Source organism: Acinetobacter sp. WC-323, assembly GCF_000314615.1.
Lineage (GTDB): Bacteria > Pseudomonadota > Gammaproteobacteria > Pseudomonadales > Moraxellaceae > Acinetobacter > Acinetobacter courvalinii.
Window position 1 is genome coordinate 121,993 of record NZ_AMZS01000060.1, and the last position, 22,943, is coordinate 144,935.

Below are 22,943 nucleotides of genomic sequence, written 5' to 3' on the forward strand. Positions count from 1 at the left end.
AAGCCACCTGACGGTGGCTTATGGCATGGATTGATTAACCAATAAATTTACGTGCGTTACGGAACATACGTAACCAGGCACCATCTTCAGCCCAGTCTTCTGGCTTCCAAGAATGCTGTAAAGCACGGAAATTACGTTCTGGATGCGGCATCATTACCGTTGCGCGACCATCTTTAGAGGTTAAGCCTGTAATTGCTTCAGGTGAACCATTCGGGTTCAACGGATAATGTTGAGTTGGATTACCCAAGCTATCTACATAACGCAAGATCACTTGGTTCTCAGCATTTAAAGCAGCAATTTGCTGTTCAGTTGCAACCAGACGGCCTTCACCATGCGCAACCGCGATTGGTAAAATCGAACCTTGCATATCTTCAAGCAAGACCGACACCGATTTTTCTACACGAACGTTCACGGCACGCGCTTCAAATACTTCTGAGGTATTACGGTGGAAACGGCCCCAATGTTCTGCACCCGGAATCAGTGGTGCAAGTTGCGACATCATTTGACAGCCATTACATACGCCTAAGCTGAAGGTGCTCTCACGATGGAAGAACTGTTCAAACTGGTCACGTAACTTGGCATTGAACAAGACTGATTTCGCCCAGCCACCGCCAGCGCCCATCACGTCACCGTATGAGAAACCACCACACGCCACTAAACCTTCGAAATCGCTCAAGCTGACACGACCGGCAAGCAAGTCACTCATGTGTACGTCGATGGTATTAAAGCCGACTTTGTCAAATGCAGCAGCCATTTCAACGTGACCGTTGACACCTTGCTCACGCAAGATGGCCATATTTGGACGACGTGTATTAATAAACGGCGCTTCAACAGGTTCATTCAAATCATAAGTCGCTTGTGCAATCAAACCTTTATGGTTTTGATCTGCGATTAATGCAAACTCTTGATCCGCAGTTTCTACGTTGTCACGTAAGCGTTGGATCTGATGCGATACTTCTGCCCATGCTTGTTGCAATTCAGCACGCTCTAGCGTTAAACCATTGACAGCCAATTGATCCGTGCTATTTACACGACCAACCACTGCGATTGCATCTTTCAGACTAGAGGCTGCAACCTCAACTTCTAACTGTGCCCAATCCGCCGCTGTGATTTGCAGCACCGCACCAATTTCTTCAGCAAACAAGCTTTCAGTGCTTTGATTTTCTAAAGCTACACCCAAGCGTGAAGCAAACATCATTTCAGCAACAGTCGCGAGTAAACCACCATCACCGATGTCATGGTAAGCCTTGATCACACCACGATTATTCCAGTCCTGAATCAAGGCAAAGAATGCTTTGAAGTCATCAAAACTATCGACGTCAGGTGTCACTGAACCAATGGCTTTATATACCTGCGCAAGGATCGAACCACCTAAACGGAACTGTCCTTTAGATAGGTCAATACGCACAAGGACTGAATCTTCTAAATTTTTAAGTTCAGGTGTTAAAGTTTTACGTACATCCAATACAGGTGCAAATGCAGTAATGACACCCGACATTGGCGAAGTCACGGCTTTCTCTTCACCATCGTTCCACGTCGTACGCATTGAAAGTGAATCTTTACCGACTGGAATTGCGATGCCTAGAGCAGGACACATTTCCATACCAATCGCTTTCACACCTTCAAACAAGGCTTGGTCTTCACCTTTTTGACCCGCCGCTGCCATCCAGTTCGCAGAAAGTTTAATATCGCTGATTTGTTCGATGTTGGCACACGCAATATTGGTGATTGCTTCAGCAACAGCTAAACGTGCAGATGCCGCAGGATTTAACAAAGCAACTGGCGGACGTTCGCCCATGGCCATTGCTTCACCTGTGAAGCCTTGCAAGCTTGTGGTCGTTACTGCAGCATCTGCTACAGGAACCTGCCAGCGACCAACCATCTGGTCACGTGCAACCATACCGGTAATCGAACGGTCACCGATGGTGATCAGGAACGATTTAGACGCAACGGTTGGATTTTTCAAGACGCGGAAAATCGCATCTTTTAAATCAACTTTTGCAGCATCAAAGTCATTTCCAGTACGTTCAATCGTTTCATAGGCACGTTGCATACGTGGCGTGCCGCCCAACATCACTTGCATTGGAATGTCGACCGCATTGTTGTCAAACAGTGGATCTTCAACGGTTAAATGACGCGCTTCAGTCGCTTCACCCAATACTGCAAACGGGCAACGCTCACGTGCACAGATTTCTTCAAACTGTTCTAAAGACTCTGGACGAATCGCAAGTACATAACGCTCTTGCGCTTCGTTTGACCAGATTTCCATCGGGCTCATACCTGGCTCTAAAGATGGAATCTTACGAAGATTCAATACCGCACCTAACTCATGATCATTCACCAGTTCAGGCATGGCATTGGATAAACCGCCCGCACCTACGTCATGTACAGACACGATCGGGTTGAAGTCTTCCAAGCGCCAGCAAGTATCGATCACTTCCTGGCAACGGCGTTCCATTTCCGGGTTTTCACGTTGAACAGAAGCAAAGTCCAAGCTCTCGCCCATGGTACCGCTGTCTACAGAAGATGCCGCGCCACCGCCAAGACCGATCAACATGGCAGGACCGCCCAATACAATGAGCAAGTCCCCCGGTTGAATCGCATCTTTTTCAACATGGTCAGGACGAATGTTACCGTAACCACCTGCAATCATGATTGGCTTATGGAAGCCTTTCACTTCACCATTCACATTCTGTTCGAAAGTACGGAAATAACCATTTAAAGCAGGACGACCGAATTCGTTGTTAAACGCAGCACCGCCCAATGGACCTTCAATCATGATTTGTAATGGCGATGCCATACGTGAAGGTTTGCCGTAGTTTTCTTCCCATGGTTGTTCGAAACCAGGAATATTCAAGTTTGAAACGGTAAAGCCCGTTAAGCCTGCTTTTGGTTTACCACCACGACCGGTTGCACCTTCGTCACGGATTTCACCGCCCGAACCTGTTGCAGCACCCGCAAATGGCGCAATTGCAGTTGGATGGTTGTGGGTTTCCACCTTCATCAGGATATGAGCAGCCTGACTCTTATATTTATAAACGAAGTGGCCATTTTCATCCGCTTTCGGATAAAAACGCATGGTGTCATAACCCACGATCACAGACGCGTTATCTTTATATGCCGATAACACATCGGTTGGCGATTCTTTATAGGTATTCTTGATCATCTGGAACAAGGACAATGGTTGTTTCTCACCATCAATTGTCCATTCAGAACCAAAGATTTTATGACGACAGTGTTCAGAGTTCGCTTGAGCAAACATCATTAATTCGATGTCGTTTGGATTACGACCGAGCTTGGTAAAAGCTTCGGTAAGGTAATCAATTTCCTGCTCAGATAAAGCAAAGCCAAACTCATTGTTGGCTTTGACTAATGCTTCTTTACCTTGACCCAAGATATCAATTGAGTTTAACGGCTTCGGTGCGGTTTCCGAGAATAACGCTTTTGCATCATCAATATGAGCAAAAACGCTTTCTGTCATACGGTCATGTAAGGCCAGTTTCACTTCGTTTGAAATCTCTTTCACCCCTTTCAAGGTAAATAAAAGACCACGTTCCAAACGGTGAACCGGGGTATTACAGTTTTTGAAAATATCTGTTGCTTTAGATGACCACGGCGAGATTGTCCCGACACGCGGTGTCACTAAAATCTGGATTTCATCACTTGCAGCTTGGCGAAGTTCGAAAGATTGACCATCGTTTAAAAGTTGTAATGCCGATTGATGTTGCTGCTCGTTGAGCGCTTGATCAAACAAATAAACCCACTGGCTGTCAAAAGATTGAACAGAACTCATTGACGTTAATCGGTTTAAGAGTTGAGCTTTCTTGAAAGAAGAATGTGCTGATGCACCGGCCACGATAAACATGTTGACTTTGGCTCCACGGGCGGGTCTAACGAACCTACCACAATGTGACTTATAAGAGAGCGCATATTCTACTGTGAAAGGCGCTTTTCAGCTAGCCATATCCATCTTAAAAATCAGAGTTTTCTGCTTCAAATGATTTAATTTATTGTAGCTTTATCCATTTTACTTTATTCGTAACAATTCATTTACTGCAAGGGACAAAATATCGGTGCATTCCAAATTTGGTTTCCTGATCCGGCAGCAAATACCACACACCCAGTCAAGCCGACCATAAAACGACTTTTCTATACGCTGATTCTCCGGTACATCTCAGCAGAGATCACAACAAGCTCAGCCACTCGATAAATACGGTGGAATGGGTGCATCACTTAAACCCTACACCAGTACCTATCTGCTGTTTATCTCAATAGCTAAGCTTTAATTTTCTCAGCTCTATTTGCCATGACCCGGATCAGATCAATAGCTTGATAGTAACTTGACTGAAAAAATATATAATACAGACCTGTCTTCCTAACAACTTAGAACGGCCTAGAGAGCTTCAATGAATAAGCAAATAATCGAGCAACTATTTAAACAAAAGAAAATTTCCCAATGTATTGAAGCTGCTGAAGAATATTTAACAGAACATCCCAACGACCTGGATACCCTCAAGACCATGCTGGAATATCTGTTTGAGCATGAAGCCTCTTTAGAAAGTACAACTCAACCTCTCTCCTTGCTGAATAGTGAACAAGCAGATCAATATAAAGCGCTAATACAACGCCTTTATCAGCAGGAAAATGAGAAAGAAGCAGCACTGCGTTATTATTTATTGCTCGCCAAACAACAGAAAGATGTAAACGATTTCTTAAAATATGATGCTGAATATACTGAGCTTTATCAACAGCACTATGCTCATAACCGTGAAAGCCGCGATATCATGATTTCACAGCTCTGGCTCGACAAAGTGTATTTTTTAGCGTCACAACAATATCCTGACTTAATCACGCAAATCGAAAATGGTATTGATCTGCTCTCTGTTGAAGATGAAACCGAGTATTTGCATTTGGCAGAAATTGCGTATGAGCATCAAGAAATCACGCTGGCGCAAAAAATATTATTAAAACTGATTAAAGGATTAAATTACCAACCCGAGGTTCCGGCTGGATTAGTCCGCTGGTATCACCGCTTTGAAGAGCTAATTAACAACGGTTATGAGCATCCGGAAGTGCGCTATTACCAAATCATTATTGAACGGAACTATTATGAACAACTCAATAAGACAGAATCTGCCTATTATCAACGCAGTTTAGCCACTATTGAAAAATATCCAGATGAAGCTGCTGCTTTGCATTTTGCTGGAACTTATCTGTATGAAAACGAACAATATCAGCAAGCATTCACTTATCTGGAAAAAGCCCAAGCCTTAAAACCGGATGTTGTGACCTGGCGTAGATGGCTAGAATCAAAATATCTGCTGCAACAACCCATCAATCTGGAGGTTCCGGTATTCAGCACGGCCCTGCCCAGAGATCTCTATGCTGCGGGGGTGAGTCTGAACGAGTTTTATGAGGAGAATTACCATTTCGATGATCAGATCACATTCGAGCTGACTCATTTAAATTGTGAAATTTATCGTCAGTCTTATCACGCCTTTAAACAGTACTATGAGCAGAATCAATACCCAAGCGACTATCACGGTAATTACCATTATTTTGCGATGTGTTGTAATAACTATGCCATCAAGCTGATCAGAACCGGACACTATGATCAGGCAGCTGCTATTGCCACGGAAGGATTAAATTACTCCGAGTTTATGGAGTTACACTTTACCCGAATCTGGGCTTATAAAGAGGCGCAAAATTACCAAGACATGGAGCATGCCTTAGCAGAATATTTTGAAAAATATGATGCAAGCTGTGTGCCATTTACTGAACATCAAATTCGGGTAGCAGAGTATGTGGCCTGCAAAGCAAAATTAGGCAAAATCAACAATATTCAGGAAGAAGCTGAAAAAGTCCTGTTTCAGCTATATCAATATGCTGCTAAAAAACCTCATCTGCATGATGAAGATTATCGCAACCTACAGGTGGCAGAATGTGCAGTAGAGAATCTGATTTATGAACTGTATGAAGATCAGGATGCATTGATTCGCAAAGACTATTATGAAAGTGTTACTACGCGCTTCCCTCTCGCGTCTCAACCCCATTATGTGTTAATGCAGGTCTATAATGAGTTAGAGGATTATGAAAATATAAATGCATCCGCTTATCGCTATTTAAAGTTGAAACGCAGTTTTATGATGGCACAACAGGACTGGGACAAGACGATTTACCTGATCATTAAAAGTTACTGCTTACTTGAACAACATGAGCAAGCGATCCAGTTTTATCAGCACCATGCAGCCAGAATAGAGCAGGAATTTGATCCGGAAGATTATCCGTTGCTCAATCAATACCTCATGAAAAGCTTTCTCAGATTGGGTGATTTTGCAATGGTACATCAGCTGGCGGAACAGTCTCGAATGATTTATGAACAGCAAGCCTGGGCCTATAATGACCTTATGGAAAACATCTATCTGCTTGAAGCTGAAGCATACTATAACAGCGGTCAGATCAAGCAGGCGCACCAACATCTGGATCACATCCTGTCATATAGCGACCATATCCCTATTGCCGCGCACTACAAGAAATCATGGAAAAAACCAGGCTTCTTCTCCAGATTTTTTTAAGCTCAATTAAATGGCTTTGCTCTGACTTATTTATAGGTTTTTATTTAATGTATGAATAAGTCAGATCTTTTGTCTGACTTGCTAGGACGTTCCGAAATAAGCCTGCTGCTTGTAGGCTGTTTATTGCACAGCATAGCAGTCGATTCGATAGCCTTAAGCCCCTAAAACAAGCAGCAAGACAATTTATGTCGCCCTACTCTAGTGCTTTAATCTTTTTTTTGGCATGATGAAACTGAATTCATAGTGAATAATGATAAATGGAACAAATGCGTTGGTTAGAATTGCTTTCTGCAATTCGTTTAGGCAGTAAAAAAAGCAGTACCGAATTGGCTCGAAGCCCATTCCATAAAGATTATGACAGAATTATATTTTCCCAAAGCTTTCGCCAACTGAATAGAAAAACCCAGGTTCACCCGCTTACACAACACGATGGTATTCATACCCGCCTTACTCACTCACTGGAAGTGTCTTGTATCGGCCGCTCACTCGGCATGCTTGCCGCTGAAAAAATCAAAGATGAATTACCGATGTGGATCTCACCTGCCGATGTCGGGGCGATCATTCAGGCGGCTTGTCTGGCCCATGATATTGGCAATCCACCCTTTGGTCATGCCGGTGAATATGCCATCCGTGAATGGTTTGATGATGCCTCTCATCGGGACTTCCTCACCAAACTGACACCCGAAGAACAAGCCGATGTGCGTCAATTCGAGGGCAATGCCCAAGGACTTCGCCTGCTTAGCCGGATTGATTATCATCCAGATGATGGCGGAATGCGCCTGACCTGCGCCACGCTAGGCGCTTATTTAAAATATCCATGGCTATCCAAAACCATTGAAGAACAAGGTGATACGCCTTCCCATCAACGGGCAAAGTTTGGTTGCTATCAATCTGAAAAAGAAATTTTAAAACAACTGGCTGAACAGCTTGGCCTGATTCAACTCGGTGAATATCATTATTGCCGTCATCCTCTGACCTATTTATTAGAAGCTGCTGATGACATGTGTTATGCGCTGATTGATCTGGAAGATGGCATTATTCTGAATATGTTGAACTATGCCGAAGTTGAACCGATTTTTTTGAACCTGATTGCCGATTACGGTTATCCCGAGGAGCTCCATTTACCGCATACCACCTGGCAACAAAAAATTGCGGCTCTACGTGGTCGTGTCATGAAGCGTTTGGTCGATGAAGTCACCACTGCTTTTGCCAAGCATCATTTTGAAATTCTGACAGGCCAGCTCAAAGGTAGCCTGTTACAATATTGTTCACCGGATATTGAAGCCGGTATTCAAACCGCCAAGAATCTTGCCAGAGACCGTATCTTTGAACATCCTCAAAAATCCGGTTTAGAAATTATTGCACATCAAAGTTTGCAAACCATTCTGGATGCCTTTATTCCCCTGACCATGCCACATAAGGCACTCAGCTTTAAAGAGCAGCGATTGATGTCAATTTTGCAACATTCAGGCGTAAATCTGCAAAACAACCATTATAGTAATATCATGCAAGTTCTTGATATTATTAGCAAGTTCTCAGACCATCAGGCTTATAGTCTGGCGCAAGAGTTGCAAGGCAATAAGATAGGCTTTTTTTAGTGAAGCGATTTCTTGATGACGGGAAGACTTGGGGTACTTTTGCGAAGTATCCTATTTTAGTTGTATGTCCTTTTTGCCAGAGTCATGCACGAGTAATTCAACCCGAACAAAATGATCAGACTGAAAAAAAAATAATTTTTACTTGTATATTCTGTTGTAAAACTTTTGATCAAGACCAGCAGCAACAAAACAACTTAGGCTATTTTGACGAGATCAACGTAGAAATTAATCAAACCTGCACTTGTAAACGTGGGAAATATTACTTTTCCCAATCTTATGCTCGGCCCAGTATTCTTCCACCTTTTATCAAACTGAATTGTACTTTCTGCCAAAAAGAGCAAGTGTATAATTCCCCTTATCCGTTATGGACCTATAAAATCCCCAGAAAATCAGGGTTTGAAATCAATAAAGATCCTTTCTTTGGTTATCGGCTATATCTCACTACAGAAACCAGGCATGGTCTTATTTTCGTGTATAACATGGAACAGTTAAATGATTTGAAGGCTTACATCTCTGCTGAGCTAAGACAGAGAAGCTATACAAATAAGAATAAAACTTACTTAAGCCGATTGCCTGCCTGGATAAAATCCGCACGAAATCGCAAAGAAATCCTGAAAGCTATTTTGCGTTTAGAACAAATGGCTACTACTATTCAACCATTAACAAATAAGTGAAAGATTCAATGATCGGATGTTTGATTGGCGAAGTGTTTGCCCTGGAAGCCCCAACCGTATTACTCAATGTAAATGGTGTAGGTTATGAAATTGACACACCACTTTCGACATTTTGCCAATTACAAAAAGGACAAAAAGTCACGTTATGGACCCATTTAGTGGTCCGTGAAGATGCGCAGCAACTATATGGTTTTAGCGATGCTCAGGAAAAAACCATTTTCCGCACACTCCTCAAAGTGAATGGTGTAGGGCCTAAAATGGCACTCGGTATTCTTTCAACCTTGAGTGTTGAATTACTGATTCATACCATTGAACATGATGATGTGAATACCCTGATTAAAGTTCCGGGTGTAGGTAAAAAAACTGCTGAACGCTTAATGATTGAATTACGTGACCGCTTTAAAGCATTGGCTCATCCTGCAGGTGGCTCAAGCAATGCTGCGGCAACGCAAATCCAGTTCATGTCAAATTCACCTGTTGCCGAAGCCGAAGCCGCATTACAATCACTCGGTTATAAGCCGGCTGAAGCACAAAAAGCCGTTGCAGCCGTCAAAGCAGATTATACTGAATCAGCCGACATTATCCGTGCTGCGCTTAAATCCATGATGAAGTAATAGATATATGCAAGATCGTCTTATTAGCGGAACAGAAAAACCTGAAGATCATTTTGATCGCGCCATTCGCCCTACGTCTTTGGCTGATTATATCGGTCAGCCCGTAGTGCGTGAGCAAATGGAAATCTTCATTGGCGCAGCCCGTGGTCGTGGTGAGGCACTCGATCATACCCTGATCTTTGGCCCGCCAGGCTTGGGTAAAACCACCTTGGCAAATATTATCGCACGTGAAATGGGCGGTAATTTAAAATCGACTTCTGGTCCAGTGTTAGAACGTGCTGGCGATTTGGCTGCCATGCTGACCAATTTGGAAGAAGGTGATGTTCTGTTTATTGACGAAATCCATCGTCTTTCACCCGTAATTGAAGAAATTCTGTATCCGGCGATGGAAGATTATCAACTGGATATTATGATCGGTGAAGGCCCTGCTGCCCGCTCAATCAAGCTCGATCTACCTGCGTTTACTTTAGTTGCAGCCACCACACGTGCGGGGTTACTCACTTCGCCTTTACGTGACCGTTTCGGGATTGTGCAACGCTTAGAGTTCTATTCGGTTGAGGATTTGACCCATATCGTGACACGTTCTGCCAATTTGATGGACGTGCCGATTACCCATGAGGGTTCAACCGAAATCGCCCGCCGTGCACGCGGTACCCCACGTATTGCCAACCGTTTATTACGTCGTGTTCGTGATTATGCCCAAGTCAAAGGTACAGGTGAAGTAACTCAAGACATGGCACAACGTGCTTTAGACATGCTCAATGTCGATAAAGCTGGTTTAGATACGCTCGATCGACGTTATCTGAGTATGTTGCTGGAACGTTTTGAAGGACGACCAACTGGTGTCGAAGCTTTAGCCGCAGCGATGGCAGAAGACAGCGGAACGCTGGAAGATGTAATTGAACCGTATTTAATTCAGCAAGGATATGTGATGCGGACTGCACGCGGCCGTATTGCAACCAATATGGCGTATTTGCAATTTGGTATGACACCGCCTGAATAAATACTGAATAGAATAAATATCGTATTAATGCGATATTTATTCTATTAACTAGTTCGATCATTTTAAAAACAAAATATCTGGATATTAAAAATAAAATTTCCTGTTATAATTTTTCATCTTAAAATTACACCACACATTCAAACCAATCAAAATCCAATATAAAGGGTGAAAGAAATGTCAAACAAATTATTAATTTCTACTATATGCTCTGGGGCGCTATTATTAACCGCCTGTGGAGGTGGTGATGATGACAACCAGCCCAGCTTTAATGGTAAAGAAAAAATAGACTACACCAAAGCAGAGTCAATCCAATCAATTTATGAACCAATCGTCACATTATCTCAAGAAGATGACAATATCGTTCTCATTGGTAATGAACTTGCAGAAAGTATTTATTATGACATCAATGCTGGCAATAACTTTAAATGTTCAGTAGGCTCATATACAAAAAATAATGATAAAAGCATTACCTTCAATAACTGTAGCTTTGTAACTTCCGTAAATGATGAAGACAATGCATTAAATCGCTTAAGATTTTTTACTATCTCTGGATCAGTAAATAGTAAAGAAGTATTATCTACAGATTCGGTACGTTATGAAACCACGTTAAAAAATTTCAAAATTATTTCACCAAGTGACTCCACAATTACTTACAATGGGAGCCTTGTAAGTAAATACACACCTGCATCCACTCAATATCAAATTAAAGCAATGACATTGAATGTATTCGATGACAAAACAAAAAAATCTCAACAGTTGATGATCAATAATTATCAACTTAATGTAAATAATCTTATGCTTACTGCACTAGGAGATATTCAGGGTAATCCTGAAAACAAATTTTTCTCAGTAACTTTCAAAAGTAATCTCAGATTCGCAAGCAGTAATGATAAATTAGCTTTCCGTCCTAATTTTGCTGAAATTATGATTGAAGATACTAACAATATAAAAAACACGATTAAAATTTCAAATACAAGCAACTCCCAAGCATTGATTAGTGCATATGCAAATGGCATCACAGTGGTTGGTTTCCCTAAAACTATGGATTGGGATGAGCTTAATTAACTTTAGATAATTGTCTTTTTTATGAAGCCCTACATGTTAGGGCTTTTTTTATCCGCATCAAGAATATGTTATTTATTACTATTTCCATCTTCGAATTGACCCCCTATCATTCGCTAACTAGTGCCGACTGAGCATGGAAATAGGTAAAAACATGGCTAATCATTTTGAATTTAAAATTCGCGTTTACATCGAAGATACAGATGCAGGTGGTATCGTCTATCACGCCAACCATATCCGTTTTATGGAACGTGCGCGCACTGAATGGTTACGTGCTGCGGGTGTAGATCACTACTGGCATCAACAAGATTACAACTTTGTAGTGCACCAGATTCAGGTCAAATATGTACGACCTATATTAATGGATGATTTAATTACCGTTACAGCACGTGTTATTTCGTGTAAAGCCGCATCATTTGTGTTGCAACAAAATATTTATCGTGGTGAAATCTTGCTGGCTTCAGGTGAGGTTGTGTTGGCATGTTTAAACAAAGAGTTAATGCCACGTCGACTTCCTGATGAAATTCGTGACCTGATTCAAAAAGAATTGGCACAGGACTAAAATAAACTTTCGGCACAGTAACTTATGGCAACTAATTTAGAATCTTCTCTACACATCTCCGACCTTATTTTACAAGCAAGTCCTGTTGTACAGCTGGTCATGCTGATCTTATTACTTGCTTCAATTTACAGCTGGTATCTGATTGCAAAATTACATATGGGCTTCAAAAAAGCAGGACAAGATGATGAGCATTTTCAAAAGATGTTCTGGTCAGGTGCCGAATTAAATACCCTTTATAACAATGCTCAACTCAACTCTAAACGTCGTGGTTTGGAAGACATCTTCTATCAAGGGTTGGGTGAGTTTTTTAAATTACAAAAACGTAAAGCAGATACCAACCAGACTATCGAAGGAACTGAACGTATTCTTCGTGTCGGTTTAAGCCGTGATCAAGGTGGTTTGGAGCAAGGTTTAGGCGCGTTGGCCAGCATTGGTTCGGTTGCACCTTATATCGGTTTATTTGGTACTGTCTGGGGTATCATGAATGCCTTCATCGGTCTCGCTGCAGTTGATCAAGTCACTTTAGCCACCGTTGCACCGGGTATTGCCGAGGCTCTTATCGCCACCGCAATCGGCTTATTTGCAGCTATTCCAGCGGTACTTGCGTTTAACCACTATACCGCCAAAGGTGAATCAATCTATTCAGACCGTGCCTTATTTGCAGAAGAAATGGTTGCTCTTTTACAGCGTCAAGCAATTGGAACGACACAGGAAGATGCATAATGGCGATTCAACGATCTGGACGTTTTGAGCGGATTAAGAAACCACTAAAAAGCGATATGAACGTGGTTCCTTATATCGACGTCATGTTGGTGCTACTGGTCATTTTTATGGTGACCGCACCCATGATCACCAGTGGTATCAAAGTGGATTTACCTCAAGCCAATAACCATCCCATTGAATCTAAAGACATGCCAGCAATGGTCACGATTGGTAAAGATGGTGATATCTTTTTGCAATATCAAGAGCACAAAGGCAGCGAACCGCTATCACTTAACCAGCTTGAAACCCTTTTAAGTGAGGCACAAACTCAAGCCGAGCAAGAAAATAAGCAACTGACTGTTCTGGTGAATGGTGATAAATCTCGTCCTTATGGTGAAGTGGTTTCACTGATGGCGAGTCTACAAGAAGCTGGCCTAACTCAAGTTGGCTTACTGACTGAGCCGTTAAAATAAGCTATGAAAAAATTTCAAGAGCCGCCTTTTAAACAAAATGCGATTGCACTGGGTTTCACACTCGGTGTGCATGCAATCGCGATTGTTGGCTTACTGTTTTTAGGCTTGAGTAAACCACCAGAAGAGCCTAAAAAACTCACCACTATTTTGGTGAAGCCAGAAGATTTACCTTCATCGCTACAGCAGCCTGAACAACAGGTCACGGCTGACAAACAGGCACCAGAAGTGGTCAGTCCGAATGTAGATCCGACCCTACCTGAAAATATTCCTGTAGCCCCTCCACCACCAACGGCTCAACAACTTGCAGCCGAGAAGCAAAAGGCAGCACAAGCACAGCAGGCAAAATTAGCTGAACAAAAACGTAAAGCTGAAGAAGCTGCTCACGCTCAGCAAGAGCAGCAACAACGTAAACTTGCAGAAGCACAAGCACAAAAACAACGTGCAGATGCTGAAGCAAAACGTCAGGCAGATACGAAAGCTAAAAATGAAGCTGAAGCAAAACGCAGAGCTGAACAAAACGCGAAAGCTGAAGCAGCCGCTAAAGCTCGCCAGAAAGCAGAGCAAGATGCCAAGTTAAAACGGCAGAAAGCGGCTGAAAATGCCAAGCTTCAAGCTCAGCAGGACGCGAAACGTAAAGCTGAGGCAGATGCTAAACGTAAAGCTGATGCCGATGCCAAACGCAAAGCTGATGCAGACGCTAAACGTAAAGCCGACGCCGATGCAAAACGCAAAGCCGATGCAGACGCGAAACGTAAAGCTGATGCCGATGCAAAACGGAAAGCTGACGCAGATGCTAAACGCAAAGCCGACGCAGATGCTAAACGTAAAGCAGATGCCGATGCGAAAGCAAAAGCTGACGCGGATGCCAAACGCAAAGCTGATGCAGACGCGAAACGCAAAGCTGAGGCAGATGCTAAACGTAAGGCTGACGCGGATGCCAAACGCAAAGCCGATGCAGATGCGAAAGCAAAAGCTGACGCGGATGCAAAACGCAAGGCTGACGCCGATGCAAAACGCAAAGCTGAGGCCGACGCCAAACGTAAAGCTGATGCAGATGCGAAAGCAAAAGCTGATGCCGATGCAAAACGCAAGGCCGACGCCGATGCAAAAGCCAAAGCTGAGGCAGACGCGAAACGTAAAGCTGAAGCAGAAGCCGACGCAAAAGCCGCTGCTGCTAAAAAAGCAGAACAGGATGCTGCTCAGAAAAAAGCCGATGCAAAACGTATTGCATCAACAGCCAAACGTGATTTTGAACAAAAAATCTATCGTGCCTGGAATATGCCATCGGGTTCATCAGGTCAGCGTGCCAGCGCACGTGTTACCTTGAGCGATAGCGGTGCTGTATTATCTGTTGTTGTTTCTGCAAGCGATCCAGACGTGAAAGCAAGTGTAGAAGCTGCTGTTCGTGCTGCTGCGCCTTATCCAATGCCAGATGATCCTGTTGCACGCCGTGAGGCAAGAAGCTTTACTTCAAGTTTTACTGCAAAATAGTAATGAATAGTTAACGTTATAGGCTTTTAATAGCACAAAGCCTATAACTGTGTTAAATAATCAACAGCCACAAAAATACGACGCAAGTAATTGTAACTATGGACAAGACTCGTAAACACCTCCTCTCTTTAGCAGTTTTCGCTGCAATTAGCACAGTTGTTCCTACTGCAACTTTTGCTCAATTACATCTAGAAATTGCTAAAGCACCTGAACAAGCACCAAAAATCGCGATCATTCCATTTGCCAATGACAATGCGATCTATCCAATTGTGGAAAGCGACTTGAATCGTTCAGGCCGTTTTACCAGTGCATCTCAAAACCTACCTGCAACTGCCAGCCTCAATCAGGTACAGGCAGGCGATTGGCAAACTGCGGGTGTGCCTTATGTCGTCGTGGGTCAAATGAAGGCTGTGGATGCCAATACATTTGAAATTCACTACCAGTTGTATGACGTACAAAAACAACAATATCTACTAAATGAAGTCCTGACTGTGCCTCGTTCACGTGTGCGTCAAGCAGGCCACCTGATCAGTGATACGATTTATCAGGCCTTAACCGGTATCGCAGGTGACTTTAGCGGTCGTATTGCCTATGTATTACGTAATCAGGCGACTCCTGCACAACGTTATACCCTGCAAATTGCAGATACGGATGGCGAACAGCCTAAAACAGTTCTGTCATCACGTGATCCGATCCTTTCTCCGGCCTGGACACCTGATGCCAAGAAAATTGCCTATGTGTCTTTTGAAACCAAACGACCTGCAATTTATCTACAGGATTTAGCGACTGGCCAGCGCGAAGTGCTAGCTAGCTTCCGTGGTTTAAACGGTGCACCGAGTTTCTCGCCAGATGGTAAATCAATGCTATTTACTGCATCGATGCACGGCAACCCTGAAGTCTATCAAATGGATTTAAGTACCCGCCAAGTACAACGCATGACCAATGACTCTGCGATTGATACCGAAGCGCGCTACTCACCAGATGGCAAATCTTTCATCTTTACCTCGGATCGCGGCGGTTCACCACAAATTTACCGCTATAGCTTTGATAACAGTTCAGTCAAGCGTCTTACCTTTAAAGGTGCATTCAATGCGCGCGGTACCTTAAGCGCAGACGGTAAAAAGATTGCCTTGGTGCATCGTCCAAGTGGCAGTAACTACAAAGTTGCGATTCAGGATATTAATACAGGAATCACCAATATTCTCACGCCAACCAGTTTAGATGAATCACCAAGCTTCTCGCCAAATGGTCAAATGGTGGTTTACGCAACGCGTGAAGGAAATCGTGGTCTTTTATCAGTCATGTCTACTGATGGTCGTTTCCGCATGAATTTACCAAGCGAACAAGGTGAAGTTCGTGAACCTGCTTGGGCACCAAAATAAATTTAATTGATTGGAGAATCATATGAACATTAAATATCTAACGCTGCCATTAATTGCTGCGACACTGGTTTTTACGGGTTGTGCAAGCCGTAAACCTGCTGCTGAAATTACCACAGGCACAAATCCGAATGGTGCATCATCAGTCAGCACTGACGGTTTAAGTGAAGATGCCGCTTTAAATGCACAAAACCTTGCTGGCGCATCTTCAAAAGGCGTAACTGCTGCCAATAAAGCATTCTTGGCAAAACGTGTTGTTCACTTCAACTATGACAGCAGTGATTTATCAAACGAAGATTATCAAACATTACAAGCCCATGCCCAGTTCCTGGTTGCAAATGCGAATTCTCGCGTTGCCCTTACAGGTCATACTGATGAACGCGGTACACGTGAATACAACATGGCACTTGGTGAGCGTCGTGCCAAAGCCGTTGAAAGCTTCTTGATTACCAATGGTGTGAATCCGCAACAGCTTGAAGCAGTTAGTTACGGTAAAGAATCTCCAGTGAATGCAGGTCATGACGAAGCTGCATGGAAAGAAAACCGCCGTGTAGAAATTAACTACGAAGCAGTTCCACCACTATTAAAATAATTGTGGTTTCGCTATAAATAAAAATGCTCACTTCATGTGAGCATTTTTATTTGATTATTTAAGATGAGGATTGAGCGTCAGGCTTATTTTGCATCGACTCAATCAAATCATGCTTATTAAACTCTTTATATTCTGGCTTGGCCTCATACTCTTTCCATGCATCCTTCACATTTTCTTTGGAAATCGTATCCAAGTTAATGGGTTCACTTGGCGTGGGCGTTGCCTCAAAATTCTTGGTTGTCATCTTTAGCCTCCAAACATCCTGTTTAGTATCTATGCAACATAGCATGTAATGGCTTAGTTGTAATCATAAAAGCAACATAAATAAAGTAAGATAATTTTTATTTTTGGACGATCTCATCTAGAATAGCCACATTCATTTTTATCAATTTTTGACACGGCTAAATCGGAGCTATTCAATATGTCAAACCTTACTTTGACCCAATACCTAGAACAACAAAATGGGAATTTGACTCCAGAGTTGGCACAAGTCATTGAAACAATTGCAGCAACCTGCCAGACCATTGACCAAGCCTTACAAAAAGGTGCTTTAGCGGGTATTTTAGGTAGCGCGGGTAATGAAAATGTCCAAGGTGAAACCCAGAAAAAATTAGATGTCATTTCAAATGATTACCTGATTGATGCATTGAAAGCACATCCACAGGTAGGTGGCTTGGCTTCAGAAGAGCTGGATGACTTCACCCCTGCTCAAGAGAACGGTAAATACCTAGTTTTATTTGACCCATTAGACGGTTCAAGCAACATCGACATCAATATGTGTGTGGGTACCATTTTCTCTATCCTTCCAGCAAAAAATGCAGTTACCCAAGCTGCTGATTTTATGCAGGCAGGGACTGAGCAAGTTGCTGCCGGTTATGTACTTTATGGGCCTTCAACCATGCTCGCACTGACTGTTGGTGCTGGTGTTGTATTCTTTACTTTTGACCCGACGACACAAAGCTTCTTGTTAACTTCTGAAAAAGTTCAGGTTTCAGCAGATACACAAGAATTTGCCATTAACTCGTCTAATCAACGTCATTGGGAAAACCCGGTAAAACGTTATATTGATGAATTACTTGCAGGTAAAACCTCGGTGCGTGAGAAAGACTTCAACATGCGTTGGGTTGCATGCATGGTTGGCGACATTCACCGTATCTTATGCCGTGGCGGTATCTTCCTTTATCCTTATGACTTGAAAGACCCTAAAAAAGCAGGTCGTTTACGTTTGATGTATGAAGCAAACCCGATGAGCATGTTGATCGAACAGGCTGGTGGTGCCTCTACAACAGGCCGTGTTCGTATTCTGGATATTCAACCAACCGAACTCCACCAACGTGTTCCAGTGATTATTGGTTCAAAGAATGAAGTTGAACGCGTCACCAGCTATCACTAATTAATTTTAAAATCAGGGCATTATCATCCATTTATAATGCCCTTTTGGATGTTTATCTTATGGCGGTTATTTTTCTAGAATCAAAAGACAATGCAAAGATCAAACATTTGCGTGGACTGATCGAGCTGAACAGCGCCCGAAAAAAACACCAGCAAACAGTTCTGGAAGGTACTCATCTTTGCCTGGCTTGGTTACAACAGCAGAAAAAAATCTTTTCTCTCTTTACCACTGAACAGGCTCTCAATCACCCAGAGTTACAACAGGTGATTGAATTACACCAAGGGCATATTTTTGTCATTAGCGAAGTACTCTATAAAGATTTGAGTACTCTAGGCACAACCTTGCCCTGCTTAGCCATTATTGATCTGCCAAAAAGCTCAGTGACCATTGATTTTAAAGCAGATACACTCATTCTTGAAAATGTTCAGGACCCAGGAAATGTCGGTACACTGTTGCGTTCTGCAGCAGCTGCCAATATTAAACAGGTAATTTGTACGCAAGGCTCGGCTTCATTATGGTCACCTCGTGTATTACGTGCGGGTATGGGTGCCCACTTCAGTCTGACTTGTTTTGAAAATTTCCAACTCAACGATCTGCTTCCAAAGTTTCAAATTCCTGTATTTGTAACCAGCTCACATCGTTCAACCAGTTTATATACCCAAGATTTAACCCAACCTTGTGTATGGATCCTGGGTAATGAAGGCCAAGGTGCAAGTGACTACGCCCTAGAACATGCTCAAGCGGTTACAATTCCTCAGCCGGGTGGTCAAGAGTCTTTAAATGTTGCAATTGCGGGTTCAGTCTGCTTCTTTGAAATGGTGCGCCAACGTCAGTAAAACGTTATTTTATTTTAAATACGCGTTTTTTACTGGGAAAATCTATTACACTACTAAAAATAATTGCTTAAGTTGTCAACGCGCCCACCATTTTCAACGTTATATGATTAATGAATTGAAATAATAATGGTGGGTATCCATGACAGGATTTTCCATCTCTATGGATTTAGCACCTAAACAGGCTCGAACAGAAAACGGTACTGATCGTAGTACGGTTGAACAACGTCTGCGTTTCTTTATGCAAGACGTGACTGGTCGTGCGCTTGTGATGATGGAAAGTGCGACACAGGGACAACAAGGTATTGCAATGGATCTGGTTCAGGAAGCCTTTATTTCATTGCATAAATCCTATGCCGATAAGAGTACCGACGAATGGTATCCCCTGTTCTATACCATATTGAATAATAAGCTCCAGGACTGGAGAAGAAAGGAGGCCCGCCGGGCAAGTCCATTCTCATTATTTAAAAAGATCAGTTTAGACGATGACGAAGAAATCATTGATGTAGTCGATGAATCAACTCCAAATCCATTTGAGTTCCTTGATCAGGAAGTCACCATGGAGGAAATTCAGGCTGCAATCAATCAACTACCGGTCCGTCAGCAACAAGCGTTCATGTTAAGAGCATGGGAAGGCTTTGATACGATGACGACAGCGCAAATTATGGATTGTAGTGAAGGTAGTGTAAAAACACATTATCACCGTGCAATTCAGGGACTCAGAATTGCCTTAGAGCACTTAAATCCACATACGGGAGGATCATCAGATGAAAAAAGATGAGTTCGCTAAACAAGTGACTTCCAAACTTGATCAACTTGCAAGAGAGCAGCACCACAATAAAATGCGGGTGATGAATCATGTTTTAGATACCGTACAAAAGAAACCAACCTCTTATTACAGTATCTGGAAAATGACAGGTTTCGCCTTTGCAGCCGCGATTATGGGCATTGCCGTATTGCCAAGTTCTTTACAGTTAATCGATAAACCACAGAATCAGGTGGTGGTGAATCCAAAACTTTCACCTCAGATGGTTGAAGACATGGAAATGTTACTGGTTCTAGGTGAGGATAAAGTTCCGCATGGCAGCTAAAAAATTAGCACTTGTTGTGTGTACGCTTGGATTATTGCAAACCAGTTTTGCGGGTTCAGAACGTTTCTGGATTTTTTCCAAACAGAATAAACCGACGACTGAAGAAGCATGGGATGATTTAACCCCTGAAGAACAACGCGTTTTAATTAAACGCTATCAGTCTTTAAAGGAAATTCCAACCACACAAAGCTCGCAACTCCAGCAGAGAATGGAGTGGTTTACCCAGCTGCCCGAAGATGAAAAACAAAAAATGCGTGATGTCTGGCAAAAAATGAGTACTCAAGAACGCACCACCTTGCGTAAACGCATGCAAAATGCGAGTACCGAAGAACGCGTCAATATCCGCGAAGAATATTTAAGTAAATACGCCGAACATTGATTTTTGAATTTCATAAAAAAAAGAGCGCCAAATATGGCGCTCTTTTCTATTTCATGTTTTATTTTTTCATACGGCGATAAGCCAATAGACTGAATAAACCAAATATAGATAGGAAATTCAAACTACCGCCTCCACCTTTACCACTGGCATTTGCTGTACTGTTAATTTTTACAGTCGCAGTATTTGAGATCAAACCATCAGCATCAAAAACCTGATAATTAAATGAATACTTAAATGGATTAAAGATATTTATTTCCTGAACATAAATATTTCCACCATAACAAGTTTCTTTTTCAAAATCTCCAGGAGGACATGAACCTTTACGGTCAGCCGTCACGCTAATATTTTCTGATGGGACATTAGACAATCGAATTGGTAGCTCAACACCGTCTGCATTTTTCCAGAACTGAGGCTTATTCGGATTACTGTCTGGCCCTTTTCCACCCTCTCCCGTATCACCATAATCATTGGCGAAGTTCAGCAGGTTGATAGCAACCTTTTCCTTCTTCTGATATTTTAATGTAACAGAAGTATCCTTTGCTTCAGGCGCGATATTCTCAAATAGTGCACTAATCAATCCAGAAGAGGTAATTGAAGAGTCTGCTCGATACTGAATAGTATATTTACAAAAGAAATTATCGCCCCCTTGTTTCGGTCTATCATCTTTACGGTAGAAAATAATTTGCTCTAAATCTTCATTCCATTCACAAACCAGATTTTCAGCGTCACTTTCATCTATATTTTCAACATCTTCATTGATTTGCCCTTTCCCTAAAGGTTCAGTTGTAACAATATAATTTTGTTTATTAAAGAACGCTAATTTAGAAGTACCATCAGCTTGCTGAGTTTCTTGGGGAATCGGCAACTGATAATTTTTTAAATCAATATAGATTGCTCTATACTTTAAAGTACTCTGGGTCTTCTCATATAAGTTTTTATACTCTTGTGCACGAACCTTATAGTAAGTTAAGAAGTCAGGATTATTTGGCTGCTTAACGAGATCGTTAAAGAAATCTAGCTGGTTTTTGTAGTTTGCCAATAATGTTGTCAATGAAATATTGGAGACATCAACAATATCACCCGCTGTCAATTTCATTAACTCTACGGAACCAATATCGCAGGAATTACGCGAGTCTGGATCATAATGCAATGTACCATCGGTAATACGTGCTATATTGCGCTGGTCTGTTGCACTACAGCCAGTGACACCCGTATTAAGCAAATCTTTTTCCAACTTGGTATTTACTGGATAATATAGGGGTAAGAAAGCCGTAGACTCTGATTCTGGTTGCAAGGTAGTTAAAAGCGTACGGATATTAACAGCACTAATATCAATATTGGTATGCTTCTCAGGTAAGGCCAGTTTTGGTAAATCACACTTACTTGCCCCATTTAGAGAAAAAGCGTTATAAAGCGGGACGATATCTACTTCTTTCTCTTCGGTGACATCCCCTAACAAATAACGGCAAGAATAGCCTCCATTATTATAAGCAAGCACATTGAAGCTTAATATTTTCAGCCCTAACTTATCATATAGAAAAGCAGAGTAAGCATTGTTCTCCACGATGGTATTACTGAGTAAATTAATACTACTCAAGTTACTTAAAATACTAGAGTTGTTTGTAGGCGTACTGCCTATCTGACTATCACCTGTAAATTTAATCAAGCTACCATTTGATAAGTTTGCTGTATTTTGCGCAATCGTATTCGTGCTTAAGGTGACTAGAGGTTCTCCACAGAAATCTAACATACTACTTGAATCTGTAGATCCATTCGCAATAAGACTACTTCTACTGATATCAATCTTGCGTTTAGAATATACATTATCATTAATACAACTCATGGCGAGTAGGCTACCTAAAGGTGCCTTGTTATTTTTCAGTAGGCTCCCTACAGGCGCCTCATCCTTATTATCCAATAAATCACTATCAATATTTAAAGAGGATGATGATCCAGCCAAGAAGATTGCTCCTCCACTGATCGCCGCCTGACTATCTAGGATTTGAGTGTTTTGTAAATTGACATTGCCCCCTGCATAAATTGCACCACCACGGTCCGCAGTTTTACCATTCACCAGAATAATATTCATTAAATTTAAGGTACTATTATTACCGGTCGTATTAAAAATACGGCCTTTTCCTCTGGCATCAATCGTTGTTTTCAACGCCGTTTGTGCAGGATAATCATTAGTAATAATACTTCTTTTTTCCCAATCAACAGGACTTTTACCCCAAATAACAATATCAATCTTTGGGGCCAATTCTCTATCGAGTACATAAGTACCTGCATCTAATTGAATTGATTTAGTGGTAGCGGGTGAAGTATCTGTGACTTGACACCCACCATAAGACTTTCTGTCCGCTGCCGTTTTAAGTGCTTCTCGTAATGAACAGGCAGAGTTATTTTCACCATCTTCATCTACAAAAGTTGTGACCTGAATTGGCGCGCTACTTGTTGCTGCAAAAAGCGGCATCGCCGCAAGCACCAAGGTCGCAAGCAAAGTTTTTTTATAGTTTTTCATC

The 22,943-nt window shown here is 42.1% G+C and carries 20 protein-coding genes; 17 read left to right on the forward strand and 3 right to left on the reverse strand.

Annotated features, from left to right (window positions below; translation table 11 throughout):
- Window positions 1-34 precede the first annotated feature (34 nt).
- The gene (purL, locus tag ACINWC323_RS04090; protein ID WP_009514449.1) at window positions 35-3,865 is read right to left on the reverse strand and encodes a phosphoribosylformylglycinamidine synthase; all 3,831 of its coding nucleotides are present in this window, start codon (window positions 3,863-3,865) and stop codon (window positions 35-37) included.
- Between the two features lie 541 nt (window positions 3,866-4,406).
- Here purL and ACINWC323_RS04085 point away from each other — a divergent pair.
- The 12 genes from ACINWC323_RS04085 to pal all read left to right on the forward strand — a co-directional run bounded on the left by ACINWC323_RS04085 (window position 4,407) and on the right by pal (window position 16,725).
- Window positions 4,407-6,575, forward strand: coding sequence for a tetratricopeptide repeat protein (locus ACINWC323_RS04085; protein ID WP_009514571.1), 2,169 nt, complete (start codon window positions 4,407-4,409; stop codon window positions 6,573-6,575).
- 257 nt (window positions 6,576-6,832) lie between these two features.
- Window positions 6,833-8,173, forward strand: a complete 1,341-nt coding sequence (locus tag ACINWC323_RS04080) for a deoxyguanosinetriphosphate triphosphohydrolase (protein ID WP_009514702.1) — start codon at window positions 6,833-6,835, stop codon at window positions 8,171-8,173.
- Window positions 8,173-8,847: a hypothetical protein gene (locus ACINWC323_RS04075; protein ID WP_009514471.1), complete on the forward strand. Its 675-nt coding sequence runs from the start codon at window positions 8,173-8,175 to the stop codon at window positions 8,845-8,847. Before ACINWC323_RS04080 ends, ACINWC323_RS04075 begins: the two co-directional genes overlap by 1 nt.
- A gap of 8 nt (window positions 8,848-8,855) precedes the next feature.
- Window positions 8,856-9,461 carry a Holliday junction branch migration protein RuvA gene (ruvA, locus tag ACINWC323_RS04070; protein ID WP_005284596.1) on the forward strand — a complete coding sequence of 202 codons (606 nt, stop codon included), beginning with the start codon at window positions 8,856-8,858 and terminating at the stop codon, window positions 9,459-9,461.
- 7 nt (window positions 9,462-9,468) lie between these two features.
- Entirely contained in the window at window positions 9,469-10,464 is a 996-nt protein-coding gene (gene ruvB, locus ACINWC323_RS04065; protein ID WP_005229454.1) for a Holliday junction branch migration DNA helicase RuvB, read from the forward strand.
- Window positions 10,465-10,638: 174 nt separating this feature from the next.
- Window positions 10,639-11,529 (forward strand): hypothetical protein, encoded by an 891-nt coding sequence (locus ACINWC323_RS04060; RefSeq protein ID WP_009514762.1) that lies wholly within the window; start codon window positions 10,639-10,641, stop codon window positions 11,527-11,529.
- A gap of 151 nt (window positions 11,530-11,680) precedes the next feature.
- Entirely contained in the window at window positions 11,681-12,088 is a 408-nt protein-coding gene (ybgC, locus tag ACINWC323_RS04055; protein ID WP_004771451.1) for a tol-pal system-associated acyl-CoA thioesterase, read from the forward strand.
- 24 nt (window positions 12,089-12,112) lie between these two features.
- Window positions 12,113-12,811, forward strand: coding sequence for a protein TolQ (gene tolQ, locus ACINWC323_RS04050; RefSeq protein WP_004771450.1), 699 nt, complete (start codon window positions 12,113-12,115; stop codon window positions 12,809-12,811).
- Window positions 12,811-13,263: a protein TolR gene (gene tolR / locus ACINWC323_RS04045; protein WP_009514473.1), complete on the forward strand. Its 453-nt coding sequence runs from the start codon at window positions 12,811-12,813 to the stop codon at window positions 13,261-13,263. The genes tolQ and tolR overlap by 1 nt, the downstream gene beginning before the upstream one ends.
- A gap of 3 nt (window positions 13,264-13,266) precedes the next feature.
- Window positions 13,267-14,754 (forward strand): cell envelope integrity protein TolA, encoded by a 1,488-nt coding sequence (gene tolA / locus ACINWC323_RS04040; RefSeq protein ID WP_009514803.1) that lies wholly within the window; start codon window positions 13,267-13,269, stop codon window positions 14,752-14,754.
- A gap of 98 nt (window positions 14,755-14,852) precedes the next feature.
- Window positions 14,853-16,136 (forward strand): Tol-Pal system beta propeller repeat protein TolB, encoded by a 1,284-nt coding sequence (gene tolB / locus ACINWC323_RS04035; RefSeq protein ID WP_009514575.1) that lies wholly within the window; start codon window positions 14,853-14,855, stop codon window positions 16,134-16,136.
- 22 nt (window positions 16,137-16,158) lie between these two features.
- A complete protein-coding gene (gene pal, locus ACINWC323_RS04030) occupies window positions 16,159-16,725 on the forward strand; it encodes a peptidoglycan-associated lipoprotein Pal (RefSeq protein WP_005229441.1) in 567 nt (188 codons plus the stop codon).
- Between the two features lie 58 nt (window positions 16,726-16,783).
- Here the strand turns inward: pal and ACINWC323_RS04025 are convergent, their stop codons facing one another.
- Entirely contained in the window at window positions 16,784-16,969 is a 186-nt protein-coding gene (locus tag ACINWC323_RS04025; protein WP_005229431.1) for an NF038105 family protein, read from the reverse strand.
- 177 nt (window positions 16,970-17,146) lie between these two features.
- Here ACINWC323_RS04025 and ACINWC323_RS04020 point away from each other — a divergent pair, with 177 nt between their 5' ends.
- The 5 genes from ACINWC323_RS04020 to ACINWC323_RS04000 all read left to right on the forward strand — a co-directional run bounded on the left by ACINWC323_RS04020 (window position 17,147) and on the right by ACINWC323_RS04000 (window position 20,421).
- Complete coding sequence (locus tag ACINWC323_RS04020) at window positions 17,147-18,118, forward strand: class 1 fructose-bisphosphatase (RefSeq protein ID WP_005229430.1); 972 nt, start codon at window positions 17,147-17,149, stop codon at window positions 18,116-18,118.
- A gap of 59 nt (window positions 18,119-18,177) precedes the next feature.
- A complete protein-coding gene (locus tag ACINWC323_RS04015) occupies window positions 18,178-18,954 on the forward strand; it encodes a TrmH family RNA methyltransferase (protein ID WP_005229429.1) in 777 nt (258 codons plus the stop codon).
- Between the two features lie 160 nt (window positions 18,955-19,114).
- Window positions 19,115-19,732: an RNA polymerase sigma factor gene (locus ACINWC323_RS04010; protein WP_004771436.1), complete on the forward strand. Its 618-nt coding sequence runs from the start codon at window positions 19,115-19,117 to the stop codon at window positions 19,730-19,732.
- A complete protein-coding gene (locus ACINWC323_RS04005; RefSeq protein ID WP_005229427.1) occupies window positions 19,719-20,042 on the forward strand; it encodes a hypothetical protein in 324 nt (107 codons plus the stop codon). The genes ACINWC323_RS04010 and ACINWC323_RS04005 overlap by 14 nt, the downstream gene beginning before the upstream one ends.
- The gene (locus ACINWC323_RS04000) at window positions 20,032-20,421 is read left to right on the forward strand and encodes a DUF3106 domain-containing protein (protein ID WP_005229425.1); all 390 of its coding nucleotides are present in this window, start codon (window positions 20,032-20,034) and stop codon (window positions 20,419-20,421) included. The genes ACINWC323_RS04005 and ACINWC323_RS04000 overlap by 11 nt, the downstream gene beginning before the upstream one ends.
- A 58-nt stretch (window positions 20,422-20,479) precedes the next feature.
- On the opposite strand, the gene ACINWC323_RS03995 is transcribed toward ACINWC323_RS04000, so the two are convergent.
- Complete coding sequence (locus ACINWC323_RS03995) at window positions 20,480-22,942, reverse strand: CSLREA domain-containing protein (protein ID WP_009514841.1); 2,463 nt, start codon at window positions 22,940-22,942, stop codon at window positions 20,480-20,482.
- Between the last annotated feature and the right edge of the window lies 1 nt (window position 22,943).

What these genes read in the sequence shown, in the direction of transcription:
- pal (WP_005229441.1), top strand. Translation starts at nt 16,159, where the DNA reads ATGAACATTAAATATCTAACGCTGCCATTAATTGCTGCGACACTGGTT.
- ACINWC323_RS04060 (WP_009514762.1), top strand. Translation starts at nt 10,639, where the DNA reads ATGTCAAACAAATTATTAATTTCTACTATATGCTCTGGGGCGCTATTA.
- ACINWC323_RS04015 (WP_005229429.1), top strand. Translation starts at nt 18,178, where the DNA reads ATGGCGGTTATTTTTCTAGAATCAAAAGACAATGCAAAGATCAAACAT.
- ACINWC323_RS03995 (WP_009514841.1), bottom strand. Translation starts at nt 22,942, where the DNA reads ATGAAAAACTATAAAAAAACTTTGCTTGCGACCTTGGTGCTTGCGGCG.
- ACINWC323_RS04085 (WP_009514571.1), top strand. Translation starts at nt 4,407, where the DNA reads ATGAATAAGCAAATAATCGAGCAACTATTTAAACAAAAGAAAATTTCC.
- tolA (WP_009514803.1), top strand. Translation starts at nt 13,267, where the DNA reads ATGAAAAAATTTCAAGAGCCGCCTTTTAAACAAAATGCGATTGCACTG.
- ACINWC323_RS04005 (WP_005229427.1), top strand. Translation starts at nt 19,719, where the DNA reads ATGAAAAAAGATGAGTTCGCTAAACAAGTGACTTCCAAACTTGATCAA.
- ruvB (WP_005229454.1), top strand. Translation starts at nt 9,469, where the DNA reads ATGCAAGATCGTCTTATTAGCGGAACAGAAAAACCTGAAGATCATTTT.
- tolB (WP_009514575.1), top strand. Translation starts at nt 14,853, where the DNA reads ATGGACAAGACTCGTAAACACCTCCTCTCTTTAGCAGTTTTCGCTGCA.
- ruvA (WP_005284596.1), top strand. Translation starts at nt 8,856, where the DNA reads ATGATCGGATGTTTGATTGGCGAAGTGTTTGCCCTGGAAGCCCCAACC.
- ACINWC323_RS04020 (WP_005229430.1), top strand. Translation starts at nt 17,147, where the DNA reads ATGTCAAACCTTACTTTGACCCAATACCTAGAACAACAAAATGGGAAT.
- ACINWC323_RS04000 (WP_005229425.1), top strand. Translation starts at nt 20,032, where the DNA reads ATGGCAGCTAAAAAATTAGCACTTGTTGTGTGTACGCTTGGATTATTG.
- ACINWC323_RS04025 (WP_005229431.1), bottom strand. Translation starts at nt 16,969, where the DNA reads ATGACAACCAAGAATTTTGAGGCAACGCCCACGCCAAGTGAACCCATT.
- tolR (WP_009514473.1), top strand. Translation starts at nt 12,811, where the DNA reads ATGGCGATTCAACGATCTGGACGTTTTGAGCGGATTAAGAAACCACTA.
- tolQ (WP_004771450.1), top strand. Translation starts at nt 12,113, where the DNA reads ATGGCAACTAATTTAGAATCTTCTCTACACATCTCCGACCTTATTTTA.
- ACINWC323_RS04080 (WP_009514702.1), top strand. Translation starts at nt 6,833, where the DNA reads ATGGAACAAATGCGTTGGTTAGAATTGCTTTCTGCAATTCGTTTAGGC.
- purL (WP_009514449.1), bottom strand. Translation starts at nt 3,865, where the DNA reads ATGTTTATCGTGGCCGGTGCATCAGCACATTCTTCTTTCAAGAAAGCT.
- ybgC (WP_004771451.1), top strand. Translation starts at nt 11,681, where the DNA reads ATGGCTAATCATTTTGAATTTAAAATTCGCGTTTACATCGAAGATACA.
- ACINWC323_RS04010 (WP_004771436.1), top strand. Translation starts at nt 19,115, where the DNA reads ATGGATTTAGCACCTAAACAGGCTCGAACAGAAAACGGTACTGATCGT.